Genomic DNA, 15,929 nt, shown 5'->3' on the forward strand with positions numbered 1-15,929 from the left:
TGCTCCCTAATCTTTGCCGCTCAAGCTGTTGCGATATTCGCTAGGGGTCAGCTTGTCCAGCTTTTCGAATTGGGTGGCAAAATAATCCGCATTCTGAAAGCCGACTCTGGCAGCAATTTCATACATGCGCAAATCGGTTTGGCGAAGCAGCCGTTTGGCTTCTTTCATCCGAATCTCCAGCAGATAGTCGTTAAAATAAACGCCATAGGTTTTTCGGAATAGCCGCCCCAGGTAGACGGCGTTCATATAGAACTGCGAAGCAATGCTTTTCAGGCTAATATTTTGGCTGTAATGAAGGTCGATATAGCTTTTGATCGCCTTAATGCCGCCGTTGGATGACTCCTTGCGCAAAATGGCGATACAATCGTCCGCCTCCGTCAATGCTCCAATAAAATGCCGCTTTAGCAAATCAAGGCTCCAATTGGCGCGCGTTATTCCCTGCGACAGCTCTCTCAAGGAAACGAGGCAATCGGGATTTCCGTTCATTTCGTTCACAGCTCCGACTATCCCGGCCAAACATCTGGAGAGAGAGCCCGCTACGGCCTGCGGAGAAAATCGCTGCTCGCGAAACAGTCCGAATATGTGCTCCGTTGTTGCGGTAAAGCCTTCGCGGTCGCCCTCCTCCACCTGCAGAATCAGCTTGCCGGACAAATCCGGGCTGATGTCAAATACATACAAGGGTTTGCCGCTAACGCCCGCATAACGGATAACGCCTTGTTCAGCATATTTATGTCTGGCAGCTTCATTGGCGGCAAGGCAGGCATCCCGAATATGAATGGGCTGATATACGGGATCGCCGCAATAGATTCCAACTTCGGCGGACAGGCGGCGGGAAAGCGTCATACGGATCTGCTCCAGCTTCTGCTGGAACACTGACTCCTCGTTGCAGAGACGAGGTGTCTGGAGCAATAGCGCGAATTGGCCAGGGCTGGACTCTCCAGAGGCTAGCAAGGCTCTATTGATATCAATAGAGCCCCACGCCTCCAGGAAGGTTTTGTTAGTTATCGACTCGTCCTGCGGAGGGGCGTAAACCTCGGCAATAATATACAGCAGGGAGGTCCCTTCCTGAATGCCCAAAGCTGCCGCGTAGCGCTCCGCCTCCTCATCGTCGGACGTTCCTTGAGCCAGCGCTTCCAGCATCAGGCTTTTGAGCTGGCCGTCTTCAGCAAGACCGCGCGCTGCTTGCGCTGCCATGCCAAGACTGAGCTTGCGTAAAGTGGAAGCCAGTTCCTCCTCGTCGATCGGCTTCAAAATATAGTCGCGAACGCCGTAGCGCAGCGCCTGTCTGGCATAGTTGAAATCGTGATAGCCGCTAATAATAATAAAAAGCGGTTTATAGCGGCCAGCCTCGTTAACGAGGCGAATAAGCTCCAGCCCGTCAATCGCGGGCATGCGTATATCCGTAATGACCAGATCCGGCTTCAGCTCCTCAATAAGCCCCAGCGCCTCCTTGCCGTTTCGCGCTTCGCCAACGATGGTTAGCTTCATTTCGTTCCACTCCACAAGCTCCAGCAGCCCTTTTCGAACATAAGTTTCATCGTCCACCACCAATACTTTATGCATGAACCGTGCAGCCTCCTTTTTAATCGGATGGTTGAGAACGCAAAAAACCGAAGGAAACACTCTCCTTCCTCCGGTCTTTTGTTGCTTGCTTGTATGCTTTTATCGATGTTCGTAATAGCTCACATTTTACATTTAACGCTATTTCAGCATTGTTTCGGTTCCATACGTTTTTTCCCATGCTGCTTTTCGCTCATCAATGATGGCTTGACCGCCTGAATTGAGATAATCCTTCATGCCAGAGTCATATATTTCGTCAAATTTGTCTACAGCCGCTACAACGGCCTTATTCAGGATTGTATCCCGTTTTTCTTTAAGCGCCTGGCCTTGCCCGTCTTCTGCCTTGATTTGCCCTACATTGGCATTTTTGCCGATACGCCCATCATTCGTTGTAATTTTATGGGCAATTTCAATTAATTTGGAGTCAACGCCGGCATATCCGTTTGCAATTGACTTGACTGTTAAATCCGGATCGCCAAGATTAATGCCATTGCTTGTAATGGTATAGTCGATGTTTGCTGGAGAGTTCATAATTTTTTCGCCTGTTGTTGCAATGGTCTTCAAGGAGCCGTCAGGCAGCTTTTCATGCGTTACGCCTTCTTCTCCAAACTGAAGGAATACGCGATTTTCAAACTTGGAAATCCAGTTTACATAGAGCAAAGAAGCAATTGGCTCTTTGTTTGTAGCCGGGAAAAACACCTTGCGATCAATGGGACCTGATAAAAATTTCTTATAAACTCCAGCGTCATTCGGGAATGACTCGACCGCAACATAAGCCGCATCAGGACCAACAAGCCGCTGAAGGCTTGCATGAATGCTATCGTCGCCGTTCCGGTAAGGATAATCCCAGTTATGCATAAATGCGCCTACATGACCCAGCTTCATTAAATTATCCTCGGTTGTATCTCCTGCAGGATATAGAGGGAAGTCCTTCCAGACCAAACCTTCGTTGTACCATTTGTTCAGCGTTCTTATGCCTTCCTTGTAGTTCGGCATAAGGAAAAGGCGGTCATCAAAGCCATTTACATAGATGTCTTTATCTGTTAGATCATTAGGCATAAAGGATGTCGTCAAATGATCCGCACGCCAGCCGACATCAAAGCTCGTTGAAAATGGAATCATCTTGTCAGCATCCGCCCCTAAAAGGGTCGAAGCATTGTCCTTAAAGGCTCTAAGCATGCTTTCAAACTCCTGCAGGTTGGTTGGCGGCTCAATATTAAGCTTCTGGAGCCAATCCTGGCGCACAAAGGTATTGATGCGGTTAAGCACATTCAAACGGCCTTCCAGCGCCCACAGTGTTCCAGTGGCCGGGTCCTGATCCCAATAGATGTTTGTTTCAGTTAAGTACTCAAACATATCCGGAAAAAGCTCTTTATTTTCCGCCAAAATAGGAGCAAGGTCAAGAATACCTCCCATATTAGCGTAGGTTTGAATGGTTGGATAAGAATAGGTAAGGCTGACATCCGGCGCTTGATTCGCTGCCAAATAATTGTTAATGACCTCGGTCTCTGTCCAGCGCGGAACAGGAACAAAAGTAACCTCTACATTATGGTCGCGCAGCATGCCTTCTTTGATATATGTTGTATAAAAATTATCCTCTGGCTTGGTTCCCCCATCATTGCCGCGGTCATATACCTCTACTGTAATTTTGCGGGTTTCCTTGAATTTCAAATTGGAATCAAGGCCCAATGCTTCCAGTTTTGCATCAGTCCCCCCTTCACCGGAATCAGATGGAGATGAAGAGGCTGTTGGAGCAGTTGAAGCTGATGGAGCCGGTTTGTCGCTGGTGCATCCTGAAAGCGCCAAAGCAAAAGCGGCGCTAATCGTCAGAATGGAAATTCCTTTACGAAATCCCATGTTTGTTCCCCCTTTTCATTTGCAGTGCGGATTGATTTATAAAAATTGACATTGCCAATTTCTATCCTCATGAAAAATTAGCCTTTGACCGCTCCGATGGTAACGCCCGATATAAAATATCTCTGCAGCCATGGATAGACGAGCAGAATCGGTACCGTCGCAAACATAACGGTTGCTGACTTGATCGTTTCAGACAGGCCAGGGCTTGAAAAACCCTCCTGTGTAGCCACATCAATGCTGCTAATGCTATTAAGAATGTTGTAAAGCAATAACTGAATAGGGAAATAGGTTCTGTCGGACATAAACATCAATGCATCCGAGAAGCCGTTCCAGCGGCCTACTGCATAAAAGAGGGCCAGCGTTGCAAGCACAGGAGTAGACAGCGGCAGATAGACGTTGATAAGCACCTTCAGCGGCCCTGCTCCATCCAGCTCGGCGGATTCTCTGAGACTATCAGGTATCCCGAACAAAAAGCTGCGCATGATGATGACATAAAATACACTAATACTGTTTGGCAAAATCAGTACCAGCGGATTATTGAGCAAGTGCAGCTCCTTCAAAAGCAAATAGGTCGGGATTGTGCCTGCGCTAAAATACATCGTAAAAATAATGATGGCCATGATGAGCCTTTTCCCTTTAAGGTTTTCGTATATTAGGGGATATGCGCACATGATGGTCATAAACATAGACCAAAACGTGCAGATAACGGTTAGTATCGCAGTCCACAACAACGACCATGTGTATTTGGAGTCGCCAAGCACAGTCGCATAAGCTTCGAAATTAAGCCCTTTTGGCAATAGCAAAACTTCATTTTTCACTAAAGCATCGGCAGAGCTTAAGGAGCGCGCCAATATATTCAACAGCGGCAGGAGACAAGCTAAAATGCACAACACACAAAATAATACGATAATCCAGTCTCCGATTTTGGTGCCTCTTGATTTGATCATCTCATGAGCCTCCTTCTACCAGATGCCGCGTTCGCCAGATTTTTTTGCCAGAGCGTTTGCCGTAAACAAAAAGATGACACACACGACGGATTGAAATAAACCGACTGCAGTTGAAAGCGAAAATTGCAAGCCCCGAATACCGTTGTTGTATACGAATATAGAGATAACGTTTGAAACATCGGTAACGAGCTTGTTGCTAAGCGCGTAAGGTCTGTCAAATTCGCTGCCCAAAATGTGACCCAGGCTTAAAATGAGCAAGATCATAATCGTAGGACGAAGCCCCGGCAGCGTAATATGCCAAATTTTTCGCAGGCGGTTTGCCCCATCCACCGCTGAAGCCTCATAAAGCTCCGGGTTAATTCCCGCAATAGCTGCCAAATAAATAATGGTATTCCAGCCGCAGCTTTGCCATATGCCCAAAACAATGTAGGTGACTACCCAATAAGAAGGCTCATTCAGAAACGGTATGGATGCAAATCCCATCTTGTTTAGCATGATGTTAACAAGCCCGGTAGTTGGCGCAAGAAGCTGAAGCGCCAGCCCGGAAATAATAACCCAGGACAAAAAGTGCGGCATATAAACAACCGTTTGGGTAAATCGTTTAAACCGCTTGAACGCTAGTTCATTTAAAATAATGGCCAGCATAATTGGCGCAGGGAATCCAATCAGCAGATCCAGGAAATTAAGCATAATGGTGTTTCTAAGCGCATACAGAAAGTCGCGATTGGAAAACGCCTTAATAAAATATTCAAACCCGTAATTTCCTGCCCAGTCCATCGCCCAGGGGCTTTTTACAATGCTGTAGTTTTTGAAAGCAATCTGAATGTAGCCCATCGGTATGTATCGGAAAATAATAAAAAAGGCCAACGGAAGAAGCAGCATCGCATACAGAATCCAGTAACGCTTCATATACAGAAGTGACTTGCTTTTGACTGAAATCTCCAATTTTACACCGCCCTACATTTTTCTCCTAAAAAAGCGCTTACAGAAACTTCGGCATAAGAGGTATGAATTAAACTTTTTAAGGACGTCAGGCTGCTCATTAATTCCCCTTAAAAGCGGCTAAACCGTTCCCGTTCTTTATATAACTTAGCATTTAAGATTCGTTGGAACAATAGCATAAATAAAGCTAAGGGGGGCTAATTAAAGATAATTTCTCTAAAACAGCTATACTAGATTAGGCTGATTTTTAAGACATTGCGATGGAGAATAACCTTTAACCATTTTGAATTGCTTGCGAAAATGCGATAGATCCTTATAGCCGCAGCGCTCTGCCGCTTCACTAACTTTACATTCGCCATTTTGCAGCATGTTCTCTGCATGATTGATCCGCATTATTGTCAAATATTGATTCAACAGCATTCCCGTTTCATTTTTGAATAACGCCCCGAAGTATACGGTATTAAGCCCTACCATATTGGCAATTTCCTTTACAGAAATGTTGCTCGCATAGCTTTCGGATATATAGTTAATAGCTTTTTTCACCCGATAATCCATGCTGGAGCGATCCTGCTTTAAAAGGATCAGCTCAAACAATCTATGAATAATGACAAGCAGCAAACCTCTGGTTTTGATGCGATAACCGGGCTCCTTGCGAACCCAGGCATTGGATAACTCGCGAAAAAGCCCAACAAGGTCGCTTTTGATCCCGATATGCGACAGTAAAGGAAAAGGCATATCCGCCAGCTCTCCTTCCATGGTATAAAGGGTGAAGTTGGCTGAGTACAAATTCATCAGATCGTCGACGATGCAATGAGCCTTGCGAATGCTTCCACGGGGAATACAAAGAAGATCGCCGCGCTTGACCTCGTAGGATATGCCATTAATGGTATAGATGCCTTTCCCCTCTATGACATAGGTGAGGTCATTGAATGAAATTTCGTTTTTGATAATTTCCCATGTCGGCGTACACTTTCTATAGATTAAGTAGCTGATATCAGGAACTAAAGAATCATTAATTTCCACTGTAATCGCACCCCTCCCAAATAATTACTTTTACTTATACCCTATAACCATGCTACAACCTTGTCAATGCGCAAAAAGACCGAAGGAGGAAAGCGCTTCTCCATCGGTCTATTATTATGTCGGCAACGTCCTAGTTTGGAAACTTCCTCATCCAGCCCTGCTCATAAGCGTAACGCGCCAGCTGCACCCGGTTCTCCAAATGGAGCTTTTGCAGAATATTTTTCAGATGATTTTTGACGGTATGCTCGGAAATATCGAGGCGGGACGAAATCTCCTTATTGCTCATGCCTTTGGCGACCAGCCCCAAAATCTCGGTTTCGCGCGTGGTCAAAGGGTTTTCCTGAACACCTTCACTACCAATCGGGGACAGCTCCTTCAGGATGCGGAATGCAAGCTCCCGCGTCATCGGCGCTTCATCCACCGCGATTGCTTTCAGGTATTCATGCCATTCATCCGGCTTCATGTTTTTCAGCAAATAACCCTGCGCGCCTTTTTTGAGAGCTTCGAACAGATGGGCGATATCGTCGGAGACGGTCACCATGACCACCTTGATATAGGGAAGCTGCTGCTTGAGCAATCTGGTGGCCTCCAGCCCGCCCAGACCCGGCATGCGGATGTCCATCAGGACAAGATCCGGCATCCACTGCTGACACAAGCCCAGCGCTTCTTCTCCGCTCGTTCCTTCCGCCACAACCTCAAAGGCGTCATCGCTTTCCAGAATCAAGCGAATGCCCTCTCTTGCCATCTCGCTGTCGTCGATAATAATAACCCGGAACGGCGACAAATCAGCCACCCCCCTTTGCAATTGTAACCCGCGTTTCCCCGTTTATCCGTTCAAAAGAAAGCTGCCACGCCATTTGCCTGGCCCGGTCCTGCATCATTTTGATGCCATATCTGTTCCCGGCGGCAGCCCGTTCGTGGTCAAAGCCCTTACCGTCGTCGCTGATGCAGCAAATCCAGCCTTTGCCTGCCGTTTCGGCCAGCAGGCTGATGACTGAGGCGTCGGCATGCTTATAGCTGTTCAGCATAGCCTCGCGGATAATAGCCAGCAGCTCCACCTTTTCCTTTGGCGTAAGCATGCCCTCGGGAATGGACCACTCCGTCTGGAAGGAAACCGCTGACTCCTGCTCCAGCTCACGGATCAGGCTGTCCACGCTTTGCAGCCAAATATGCTTATCGGAATCCGATACATGGCGCAAGCTGGCAATCGCCTGCCTTACATAATCATTGGCTCGAAGGACGCTTTCCTTTAATTTTGCCAGCGGCGCGGCTTCTCCTTGCTCCTTTTTTTCCATTTGCATAACCTGAGCGTTTAAGAAAAACAGAGATTGCGCAATGCCGTCATGCAGCTCTCTGGCGATTTTTTCCCGCTCCTCCATCACGGCTTGCACCGCCTTGGCCCGGTTTAATTCCTCCTGGTTATGCTCAATCATACGGAACAACTGAGTCAGCAGCAAAAGGGATACGAGCAGCACGATGACGGGTGTCAGCCAGTTGCCAAGCTCCATGGAAATGTAGGGAAGCAAAAACTCATGCCGCAGATATTCCCATAAACCAACGGCCAACGTCGGAATCGTCAGAATCAACCATTTGATCGCCTTGTACGACAATTGCAGCCTCTCCTCTCGCGCCTATCTATGCACGGAATCTCTCTCTATTTTCTCTATTTTAACGACAAGACTGCTGGAACGCATCTGTATCTTTTTTAAACTGCTCTCCAGCAGTCTTTCTCACTAAACATAATCAGTCAGCACTTCCGGTACGGTCAAAAATGTCCATTAAAGCGACTTTTTACGCTCAAGTCAATTTGTAACGGAAGTTTTTGGCCGTCAGGGCTGGCAAAAGAGGCATTTTCCGCTTAATTTCTGCTGCAACGGACGGATATGACCATAAGAATTGGTTTAGGCGGCTAAACGACGCTCCTACGGCCATTTTTGTCCGTCAAAAAATAAGGAGCCCCGCTATATCCCAGTGTACTGAATAATCGATGTCATTCACCCTTCACTGAGCCTCCCGATTATTCGTTCTTTAATTGATTCATTAAGTCCAGAATGTCTGACATCTCCGTCAGCTCTCCTTCGTGCCTTGCGATCAATTCGCCATCCCGATCCACCAGCAGAGTAAGCGGCATGCCCACAACGCGATAGTGGCGTTTGACCTCCATCTCTTCGTCCAGCACAACAGGGAATTCAAGCTCATAACGATCCACGAAAGCCTGAGCCTGCTCCCCTTTTTCGCCGACATTAACTGCCAATACATCAATACCGCTCAGCTTGTAGGCTTCATTAAGAAGCGGCAGCTCGTTGACACAAGGGTTGCACCACGAGGCCCAAAAATTAATGAGCACCCCTCGGCCCTTGTAATCCGCCAATCGAACCGTCTCTCCCAGTAGATTGGTCAACGTAAACGCCGGAGCGGCTTCCCCCACAACAGCCCGGGCCTGCGGCTTTTCCATATAGGGCAGAAGCGAATAGATTACGCCCGCCGCAATAACGAGCAGCAATGCCAATTGAACAGCTTTTTTTGCTTTCATTCCAACACTTCAGCTCCTATTGCCTCTATCAGGCCAAACCAAAAAGCTCGCCAAAAGCTTTCTGCAGCCCCGCTTCTCCATGCTGCCCCTTAATCTCTTCTTTCCTGCCATCCAGGACCAAACGGCCATCGCGCAAAAAGACATAACGATCGCCCAGCGCCTCCGCAATCTGCAGTTGATGCGTAGAAAAAACAACCGTTTGACCTTCCGCCGCCGCTTGCCGGACCAGAGCAACAAAGGATTCCATCCAATAAGGGTCAAGGCCGTTTGTTGGCTCATCCATAATAAGCAGCGGGGGCTTCGCAAGCAGCGCTTGCGCAAACAGCACCCGCTGGCGCATGCCTTTGGAGAAAGAGGCCACCGGCTTGCCGCCAGTGCCGCTCAAGCCCACCTGCTCCAGCACCTCTTTGGCACGCGCCTTTCCCAGGCCCCGCAGCCTGGCCCAAAACAGCATCGTCTCCAGCGCTGTAAGCCCCTGACTAAACCGGTAATCATCCGGCATATATCCAATCTGACGGGCATAAAAATCCCGGTTTTCTCCCCATGCAACGCCGTTAATTGCAATGCTGCCGCCGGATGGGCGCAGAATGCCTGCCAGCATGCGCAGCAGCGTGCTTTTGCCGGCTCCGTTGCCTCCGCATAGCGCAACCACTTCTCCCCGTCCGATATCCATCGTCAATTCGGAAACAACGGTTTTGCCTTTAAATAGTTTATGAACCGCTTGAATGTCGAGCAGCCTGTCGTCAGCCAACTCTTCTCCCCCTTTCCCACACTGCATAAGCAATCAGCAGGGCAACGCCGATCCAGGCCATCATCGCGCCCGCAAAAACGGGCGTTCCCCAAGGCGACCCGATCCACCGCATCCAGTTGTAATATTCCGGCCCCAGCGTCGAACCTCCCCCCAGCTTCACAACGGTGAACAAGCGGGTAAGCTCTGCCGGATTCAAGAAGGTCAATACAGTGATCGCCGGCTTGATTACGGAATAAGGAAGCATACCCAGCGCGGCGATCAAAAGCGACGGCCAGGCAATGACGGCAAAAAACCAGATGCCGACCGCAAGCGTAAGCGCCTGCCAGCGGTTTTTGGCAATCGTTCCGACCAGCATGGAAGCGCCAAGAAAAAACAAGGATAAACAAATGCAAAAGACCAGAAGCTGTCCATAGGTGGAAAAATCAAACCCTCCGCCCAGCAGCCAGCCCGCAACGCCGGACAAGCCAAAGCCAAGGGCAACGATAACCAGCAGCACAACGGATAGTCCGATATATTTGCCCGACAAAAACGCCCATGTGCCCAGTGGGTAGGTGGACAGCAACTCCCAATTGCCCTCTTCCTTTTCACCCGTCAGTGAAAAAGCGCCCAGCATCAGCGCCATCAGTGGGAGCAGATAAAGCGCCAGATTCAGCATCGTCCCGCTTATGCCTGAGTAGCCTTTTACGTAGCTTTGGGCATTAATCAGCAGCAGGCTGAGCATAAATAGAGCAAAAAGGGCCATAAAGGAATAGGCCCATGGATTGCGAAAACCAATTTTTATTTCTCTTGCCGCTACATAGCCGATTTCATTCACGAGCCATGGCCCCCGGAGGCTTGCTCGCCGTGACCCGACGCTTCTGCGCCGTGAGCTTCACCGGCAGCCTGCTCGTCATGTCCGGACGCTTCTTCGCCGTGAGCTTCACCGGCAGCCTGCTCGCCGTGGCCAGACGCTTCTGCGCCGTGAGCTTCACCGGCAGGCTGCTCGCCGTGGCCAGACGCTTCTGCGCCGTGAGCTTCACCGGCAGCCTGCTCGCCGTGGCCAGACGCTTCTGCGCCGTGGCCGCCGTCGGAGGAATGACCGTGACCATCCATTTGCATCATGTCGTGGTTGACCTCCCACGTATGGTTAGCCAACTGGTCGGCTGTCATCATCACGCCTGCTCCCTTATCCTTGATAAAAGCCAACGCGTCGGCTTCTTTTTCAAAGGAAACAACGCCGTAAGCCATTGGGGTCTGGTAGGAGGCATCGTACGCATAATACGCTTTTTCATAACGCAGCCATTGCTGGCTGTTGTAATCGCGGACAAACGCCGCGCCAATCGTTTCCGTTCCATTTTCCGTCTTCCATGTATTCAGACAGCCAATATCGTCAAATTTGAGCGATTGTCCGTCCTTCGTTACAATCTGGGTTGCAAACTGATCGTCCTTAACCGCCATTTTGCAAATAGCGCATACATCGGTTTCTTCATTGATCGCCTGCGCTTTATACTTTTCTCCTCCACACGCCGCCAGCAGCAGCATAACCGCCATAATGACCAACAATCCTGCATTCCTTTTCATTGAACAACTCTCCTCATTCCAAAAAATAGTAGGCTTGCACAACCCAGCAGAGCTAGTCCCAGTAAAGCAGACGCAGCATCCCCCTCAGAACGTTCAGCGGACTGAAGGCTTTCCGGCGAAGGGGCCATCAACGGAGCCGAATCGCGAGCCCAGCCACTGGAATCCCCCCCATAAAGCCCTTCCAGAAACACCATGCCGGGCGATTGAAAAAACAATTGAAAGGGCGGCCGCTTCTGCGTCAAGCCTTGAAAAAATGGATTGATAGCATACGAAATATCGCTGCTTCCATCGCCATCGGCATCAATGCCCTGAAAACCATCCCAGTAATTCCCACTAATACTGTTGCTTCTGCTGCCTCGCGCTTGCGCGTCCGCAACATTGCCGACAAATCCATTTCCCGTTATTTCGTTATCGTCGGACTCCAGGAGCTGGAGGCCGATAAAGTTATAGCTGACGCTGTTGCCCGCTACTTTGTTCAGCGTCGATTGCTCGATATAAAGCCCCACGCGATTGCCATCCACTCTATTGTCCTTTACTGACGTTTCATGGGCGTCATACAGCAAAATGCCTTGAGAATTCACATTTTCGCTTTGCTTGGTAAACGTATTCCCAACAACGGAAACCTGACGCGCGGTCATCACCATTGCTCCGGTTACGTTCCGATCGCCTTCATTGTTTTCGATCACCGTTCCTTTGGTATACATGCAATGGACGCCATACCGCGATAGCCTGAGCACATTGCCTGATACCAAGGCATCGTCGCTGTTTTCCATATAAATGCCATCATGTACATCCGTAATCTCATTGCCCGTTAACGTCCAGCGATGTGCATTATACAGATCAATGCCATTTCCCTTATTGGCCTGACGTACACCTTTTGGCGCCCACTGAATGACCGTATCCTTTATTGTTCCGTCATGGGCATCCCTGATTGCTATTCCATCCGCACCCGTCAAAATATGAAGCCCCGCCAAAATAACCCGCTGTCCCGAAACTAGCACAGTCGCATTTTCCTTCACGCTAATATCCTGTATGGACAAGCCTTCAACCTCAACGCCGTCTCCCTGTATGGAGAGCGCAGGCCGCGAGCTGTTGTTGCGCAGGATAACCCCGCCCGGCTTGTCCGCGCGCAAAACAATGCGTTTATCGATCACAACAGGCCCTTCATATACGCCTTCCTTTAAAATAAGGCTATCTCCAGGTTTTGCCGCATCCAGCAGCGCCTGCAGCTCTTTATGCTCCTGATGCTTCTGATGATTCTGCAGGACCTGTGGCTCTTGCTTCGCTATGTCTTTCCCGGGCCCGGAAGCTGAAGTCGTTACGCCAGCATCAACCGCAAGAAGCGAAACGGCAACTACGGCCAAAAAGCATACTCCTCTAACGATCAACCGCTTGACTTTGACCGGGTTCATTTAACCTCCACCCATTTCTTCTTCGTGATATGAATATCATCGACATAGAGATGGACGTACACCGTCAAAATCCCCTTTTCCGGAAACGTGAAGGTACCGCCAAATACGCCTTCGCCTTCATATGCGGCATCCACAAGCTCCAGCTCTTCGCCAATTCGGATGTCAAAATTTACGGTGGCTGTCTCCGAAACATCCATGCCTTCAAATTCTACATGCAGCTTCGTCGGACTGCCCGCCGTTACCGTTTCGGGAGTTGTCGTAAGCTTGGCGTCCACGGCATCCAGATCAATCGGCTGTTCCCCCGAGCATGCCGTCAAAAGGATGGATAACGCTATCAAAATAGAAAAAGCGCCTATTTTCAGCTTCATTGCTTCATTTCCCCCCTTTTCATCAACTTTTTATCAGGTTACATTTTAGCAATAGGAGGCCACGCGTCCTATAACTCTTAAGGGCTATTAAGGGTCATAACATCGACAGCTTTGTGTCGGTATTCCTCCGCCTGTTTGTTTTTCCATTGCCATTGTTCACGGATTTTGCTCACAGACTGCCTGAATTACCGGTTATAATCATATTTTTCACAGGTACAGGCCCCGTTAACCCTGTCTATGGAATGTTCTCTTCTTTTTCGTAGGAATAGGTCCCGTCCGCTGAATCCGTCACGTCAACCTTTAAGAGCCATAAGCCGCTATCGTTGATAAAACGCCCTGCAGATTCATAGGTGTATTTGTCAAAGCCTTCAAAACCATAAGGGTCCGGCCCGCCCTTCACATATTGAAGCGGCACCTCGCTTGTTTCGCCATCCCGTCGAAGGGAAACCGCCGCCGAACCCGGTTCGCCCAAACCGGCTGGCAGCCATACATCCAGGCGCAAAGCTTGTTTGCCGCCCTTTTCTTGCCGTATTCGCAACGACATATGAGCATCCTTGCCCATAACATGCCAATAAACGGGCTCCTTCAGCACAGCGCCTCCTGAAGCAAATCGCGTGAGGGCCGGGCCTGTCAGGAGCAGCACAATCAGAACACATGCCGCAGTCAACATAATGATGGCAAAGCTTTTCCGCGATTTTGTCATCGCTATCCCCTTCCCGCCCTTTCTTCTGTTTTCTCCCCTTATTTTTCCCTATTTGTTCCTGTTTAGCTATAGCTCCTTAGGGCCATGGCCCACCCGTTCCATTGAGAAACAACTATTACATCAATCAACTGTCACAAAAAACAGACAAAAAAGGCACAAACACCGGTTAGTGTTTGCGCCCTTTTATTCGAAATAGACAGGATATGCTTATGTACTCGCCAGATGAAATGTTGTACAAAGGAGCAGATCATTAAAGGTAACGTCTTACTCTTTTCATATAGTGTGTATATTGACTTCCGAACTTACTCCTGCACCATCGTTCCTCGGAAAGAATAATCCAGTGCGCTGTTAGTTGGAAAATGAACACGGCAATAAATAGGATTATGGAATGCATTAACAATGCGCAGCCAACAAAATAGATAAAATATCCGATGTACATCGGGTTGCGAGAAAAGCTGTAAATGCCGCTTTCATTTAACCCGCTCTGGTTAGGCTTTGCGAATGCAAGCGTTGAACAAACCAGAACAACCATGCCTAAAACGCAAAAAAACAAGCCCGCTATAAATAGCGGCGAGCTTGTTTGTACCTTTAAAAAAAGCGGATACAACATAATAAAAACATTCGATAGCTGATAAACATAATAAGCCGCTTTTTCTCCGCCTTCTAACGGAGCAAACATAGCGGCGCGACTCAAAGCAGATTTGCCTTGCATCCCCAATAGGCCAAACCTAATCAGGAGGAGCGGTAAAACTAAAAGAAACGCATTCACTACGCTTCCCCTCCCGCTCCCGCAGTGAAGGCATTCATCCGCTCCGCAAAAGCCGCCATTTTCTGATTGCGCAAAAAGTCCTCCATTTGCCGCTCGGCAGACGACATGACCTGGTCGATCAGACAGTCGGGACCATGATCAAGCCCACAATCGAACAGGGACGAGGTTCCTTCGATGGCATGGATGATGTCCAGAAACGATATAGTTTCCCAATTACGTTTCAAGCGGTAGCCCCCGCCCGCTCCAGATGCGGATTCAATCATATTGGCTTTGACGAGCTTCGTTAATATTTTGGACAAATACGTCGGGGATACGTCTTGCCGTTCGGCTAGCTGGTGAACGCTCATCGGCTGCTTAGGCGTTGCAGCTGCAAGAAACAACATCGTATGAAGGGCGTAATTTGTAGCTTTGGAATATTTCATAGGGAGTCCTCCGTCCGGCTTCCGTTTCCCCCTATCATAACTGGTTATTGGATAAAAATACAACGGGATAACCCTTATCTTATTCCATTTCCTCCTCTATCAGCTCCTTAACTACACTCATCGCCGCCCTGGCGCCATCCGCAGCTGCAAATATGAGCTGGGACGGCATCACATAAGCTGCATCGCCGGCCGCAAACAATCCCGGAACGCCGCTGTTGCCCCATGAGTCCGCAGCAATTCCGCCAAGCTCGTTGCGCTCATAGTGGAGCGTTGCTTGAAAATCGGCGCGGGGCTGCAGAACCGGAGCCACAAACCCTCCAGAACGCGGAAGGATGGCGCCATCAGCAAAAGCAATAGCCTCAAGCTTGCCCTCCTGATGGACAAACGAAGTCACCGGCTGCTCCATAACCATTATGTTCTTTTTGCGAAGCCGCTCTTTTTCCTCTTCACTCAGACTATTGCTGCCATTTGTGCAAACGACCAGATCCTTGCTCCAATGGCTGATCATTTTGACCATGTGATAAGCGCCCGGCTGCTCCGAAAAAACGGCCAGCGGCTGACCCCTCAATTCAAAGCCATCGCAAAACGGGCAATTAAACAGGCTTTTTCCATAACAGTCCCGCAATCCCTCGACATCGGGCAATATTTCCTTCAGCCCTGTTGCCACCAGCACTTTTCGTGCCAGCACCCTGCTGCCGTCTTCACCAGAAAGAACGAAGCCGTTTTCAGCGCGGGTAATTTCCTTTGCTTCCCATTCATAACGGGTGACCGTTGGATAGCTCAGCACCTCCTCATAAGCAATACGGCGGAATTCGGCGGGTTTGATGCCATCGCGGGTCAAATAGCTATGTGATGCATGCGTGACCGCATTTCTTGGCCGATTATCGTCAATCAATGCAACGCTTATTCTTGCCCGTCCAAGCACCAGTGCCGCTTGCAGGCCAGCCGGCCCTCCTCCAACAATTGCGCAATCAACTTTTATCATCATTTTCGCCTTCTCTCCATTAAATGTATTAAAGACTTTTAATATCCTTAATTAGTTCAAAACAGAGATCAGTGCTTGACTTGGGCAGAGATGAAAC

The 15,929-nt window shown here is 49.0% G+C and carries 17 protein-coding genes; all 17 read right to left on the bottom strand.

The features are described from left to right. Positions 1-6: 6 nt before the first annotated feature. The 17 genes from A7K91_RS10480 to A7K91_RS10560 all read right to left on the bottom strand — a co-directional run bounded on the left by A7K91_RS10480 (position 7) and on the right by A7K91_RS10560 (position 15,829). A complete protein-coding gene (locus A7K91_RS10480; protein WP_068682460.1) occupies positions 7-1,563 on the bottom strand; it encodes a response regulator transcription factor in 1,557 nt (518 codons plus the stop codon). 138 nt (positions 1,564-1,701) lie between these two features. Then, positions 1,702-3,417, bottom strand: a complete 1,716-nt coding sequence (locus A7K91_RS10485; protein ID WP_068682384.1) for a type 2 periplasmic-binding domain-containing protein — start codon at positions 3,415-3,417, stop codon at positions 1,702-1,704. A gap of 77 nt (positions 3,418-3,494) precedes the next feature. Further along, positions 3,495-4,364: a carbohydrate ABC transporter permease gene (locus A7K91_RS10490; protein WP_068682386.1), complete on the bottom strand. Its 870-nt coding sequence runs from the start codon at positions 4,362-4,364 to the stop codon at positions 3,495-3,497. A 15-nt stretch (positions 4,365-4,379) separates the two neighbouring features. Continuing rightward, entirely contained in the window at positions 4,380-5,309 is a 930-nt protein-coding gene (locus A7K91_RS10495; protein WP_245697398.1) for an ABC transporter permease, read from the bottom strand. A 222-nt stretch (positions 5,310-5,531) separates the two neighbouring features. Then, positions 5,532-6,329 (bottom strand): AraC family transcriptional regulator, encoded by a 798-nt coding sequence (locus tag A7K91_RS10500; protein ID WP_082967365.1) that lies wholly within the window; start codon positions 6,327-6,329, stop codon positions 5,532-5,534. Positions 6,330-6,459: 130 nt separating this feature from the next. Then, positions 6,460-7,113 (bottom strand): response regulator, encoded by a 654-nt coding sequence (locus A7K91_RS10505; RefSeq protein ID WP_082967366.1) that lies wholly within the window; start codon positions 7,111-7,113, stop codon positions 6,460-6,462. A 1-nt stretch (position 7,114) separates the two neighbouring features. Then, positions 7,115-7,939: a sensor histidine kinase gene (locus A7K91_RS10510; RefSeq protein ID WP_068682390.1), complete on the bottom strand. Its 825-nt coding sequence runs from the start codon at positions 7,937-7,939 to the stop codon at positions 7,115-7,117. A 407-nt stretch (positions 7,940-8,346) separates the two neighbouring features. Beyond that, positions 8,347-8,862 carry a redoxin domain-containing protein gene (locus A7K91_RS10515; protein WP_068682392.1) on the bottom strand — a complete coding sequence of 172 codons (516 nt, stop codon included), beginning with the start codon at positions 8,860-8,862 and terminating at the stop codon, positions 8,347-8,349. A gap of 28 nt (positions 8,863-8,890) precedes the next feature. After that, positions 8,891-9,640, bottom strand: coding sequence for an ABC transporter ATP-binding protein (locus A7K91_RS10520; protein ID WP_068682394.1), 750 nt, complete (start codon positions 9,638-9,640; stop codon positions 8,891-8,893). Continuing rightward, positions 9,606-10,427, bottom strand: coding sequence for an ABC transporter permease (locus tag A7K91_RS10525; RefSeq protein ID WP_068682396.1), 822 nt, complete (start codon positions 10,425-10,427; stop codon positions 9,606-9,608). The genes A7K91_RS10520 and A7K91_RS10525 overlap by 35 nt, the downstream gene beginning before the upstream one ends. After that, positions 10,424-11,173 carry a nitrous oxide reductase accessory protein NosL gene (locus A7K91_RS26000; RefSeq protein ID WP_082967367.1) on the bottom strand — a complete coding sequence of 250 codons (750 nt, stop codon included), beginning with the start codon at positions 11,171-11,173 and terminating at the stop codon, positions 10,424-10,426. Before A7K91_RS26000 ends, A7K91_RS10525 begins: the two co-directional genes overlap by 4 nt. Then, complete coding sequence (locus A7K91_RS10535; RefSeq protein ID WP_082967368.1) at positions 11,170-12,585, bottom strand: right-handed parallel beta-helix repeat-containing protein; 1,416 nt, start codon at positions 12,583-12,585, stop codon at positions 11,170-11,172. The genes A7K91_RS26000 and A7K91_RS10535 overlap by 4 nt, the downstream gene beginning before the upstream one ends. Beyond that, positions 12,582-12,953 carry a hypothetical protein gene (locus tag A7K91_RS10540; protein ID WP_068682398.1) on the bottom strand — a complete coding sequence of 124 codons (372 nt, stop codon included), beginning with the start codon at positions 12,951-12,953 and terminating at the stop codon, positions 12,582-12,584. The genes A7K91_RS10535 and A7K91_RS10540 overlap by 4 nt, the downstream gene beginning before the upstream one ends. A 235-nt stretch (positions 12,954-13,188) precedes the next feature. Next, a complete protein-coding gene (locus A7K91_RS10545; RefSeq protein ID WP_068682400.1) occupies positions 13,189-13,656 on the bottom strand; it encodes a hypothetical protein in 468 nt (155 codons plus the stop codon). Between the two features lie 250 nt (positions 13,657-13,906). Next, complete coding sequence (locus A7K91_RS27370; protein ID WP_342671735.1) at positions 13,907-14,368, bottom strand: methyltransferase family protein; 462 nt, start codon at positions 14,366-14,368, stop codon at positions 13,907-13,909. Positions 14,369-14,424: 56 nt separating this feature from the next. Further along, positions 14,425-14,847 carry an Rrf2 family transcriptional regulator gene (locus A7K91_RS10555; RefSeq protein WP_068682404.1) on the bottom strand — a complete coding sequence of 141 codons (423 nt, stop codon included), beginning with the start codon at positions 14,845-14,847 and terminating at the stop codon, positions 14,425-14,427. Between the two features lie 79 nt (positions 14,848-14,926). Further along, the gene (locus tag A7K91_RS10560) at positions 14,927-15,829 is read right to left on the bottom strand and encodes an NAD(P)/FAD-dependent oxidoreductase (RefSeq protein WP_156739466.1); all 903 of its coding nucleotides are present in this window, start codon (positions 15,827-15,829) and stop codon (positions 14,927-14,929) included. Positions 15,830-15,929: the final 100 nt, after the last annotated feature.

The sequence above is a fragment of the Paenibacillus oryzae genome (assembly GCF_001675045.1).
GTDB classification, from domain to species: Bacteria; Bacillota; Bacilli; order Paenibacillales; family Paenibacillaceae; genus Pristimantibacillus; species Pristimantibacillus oryzae.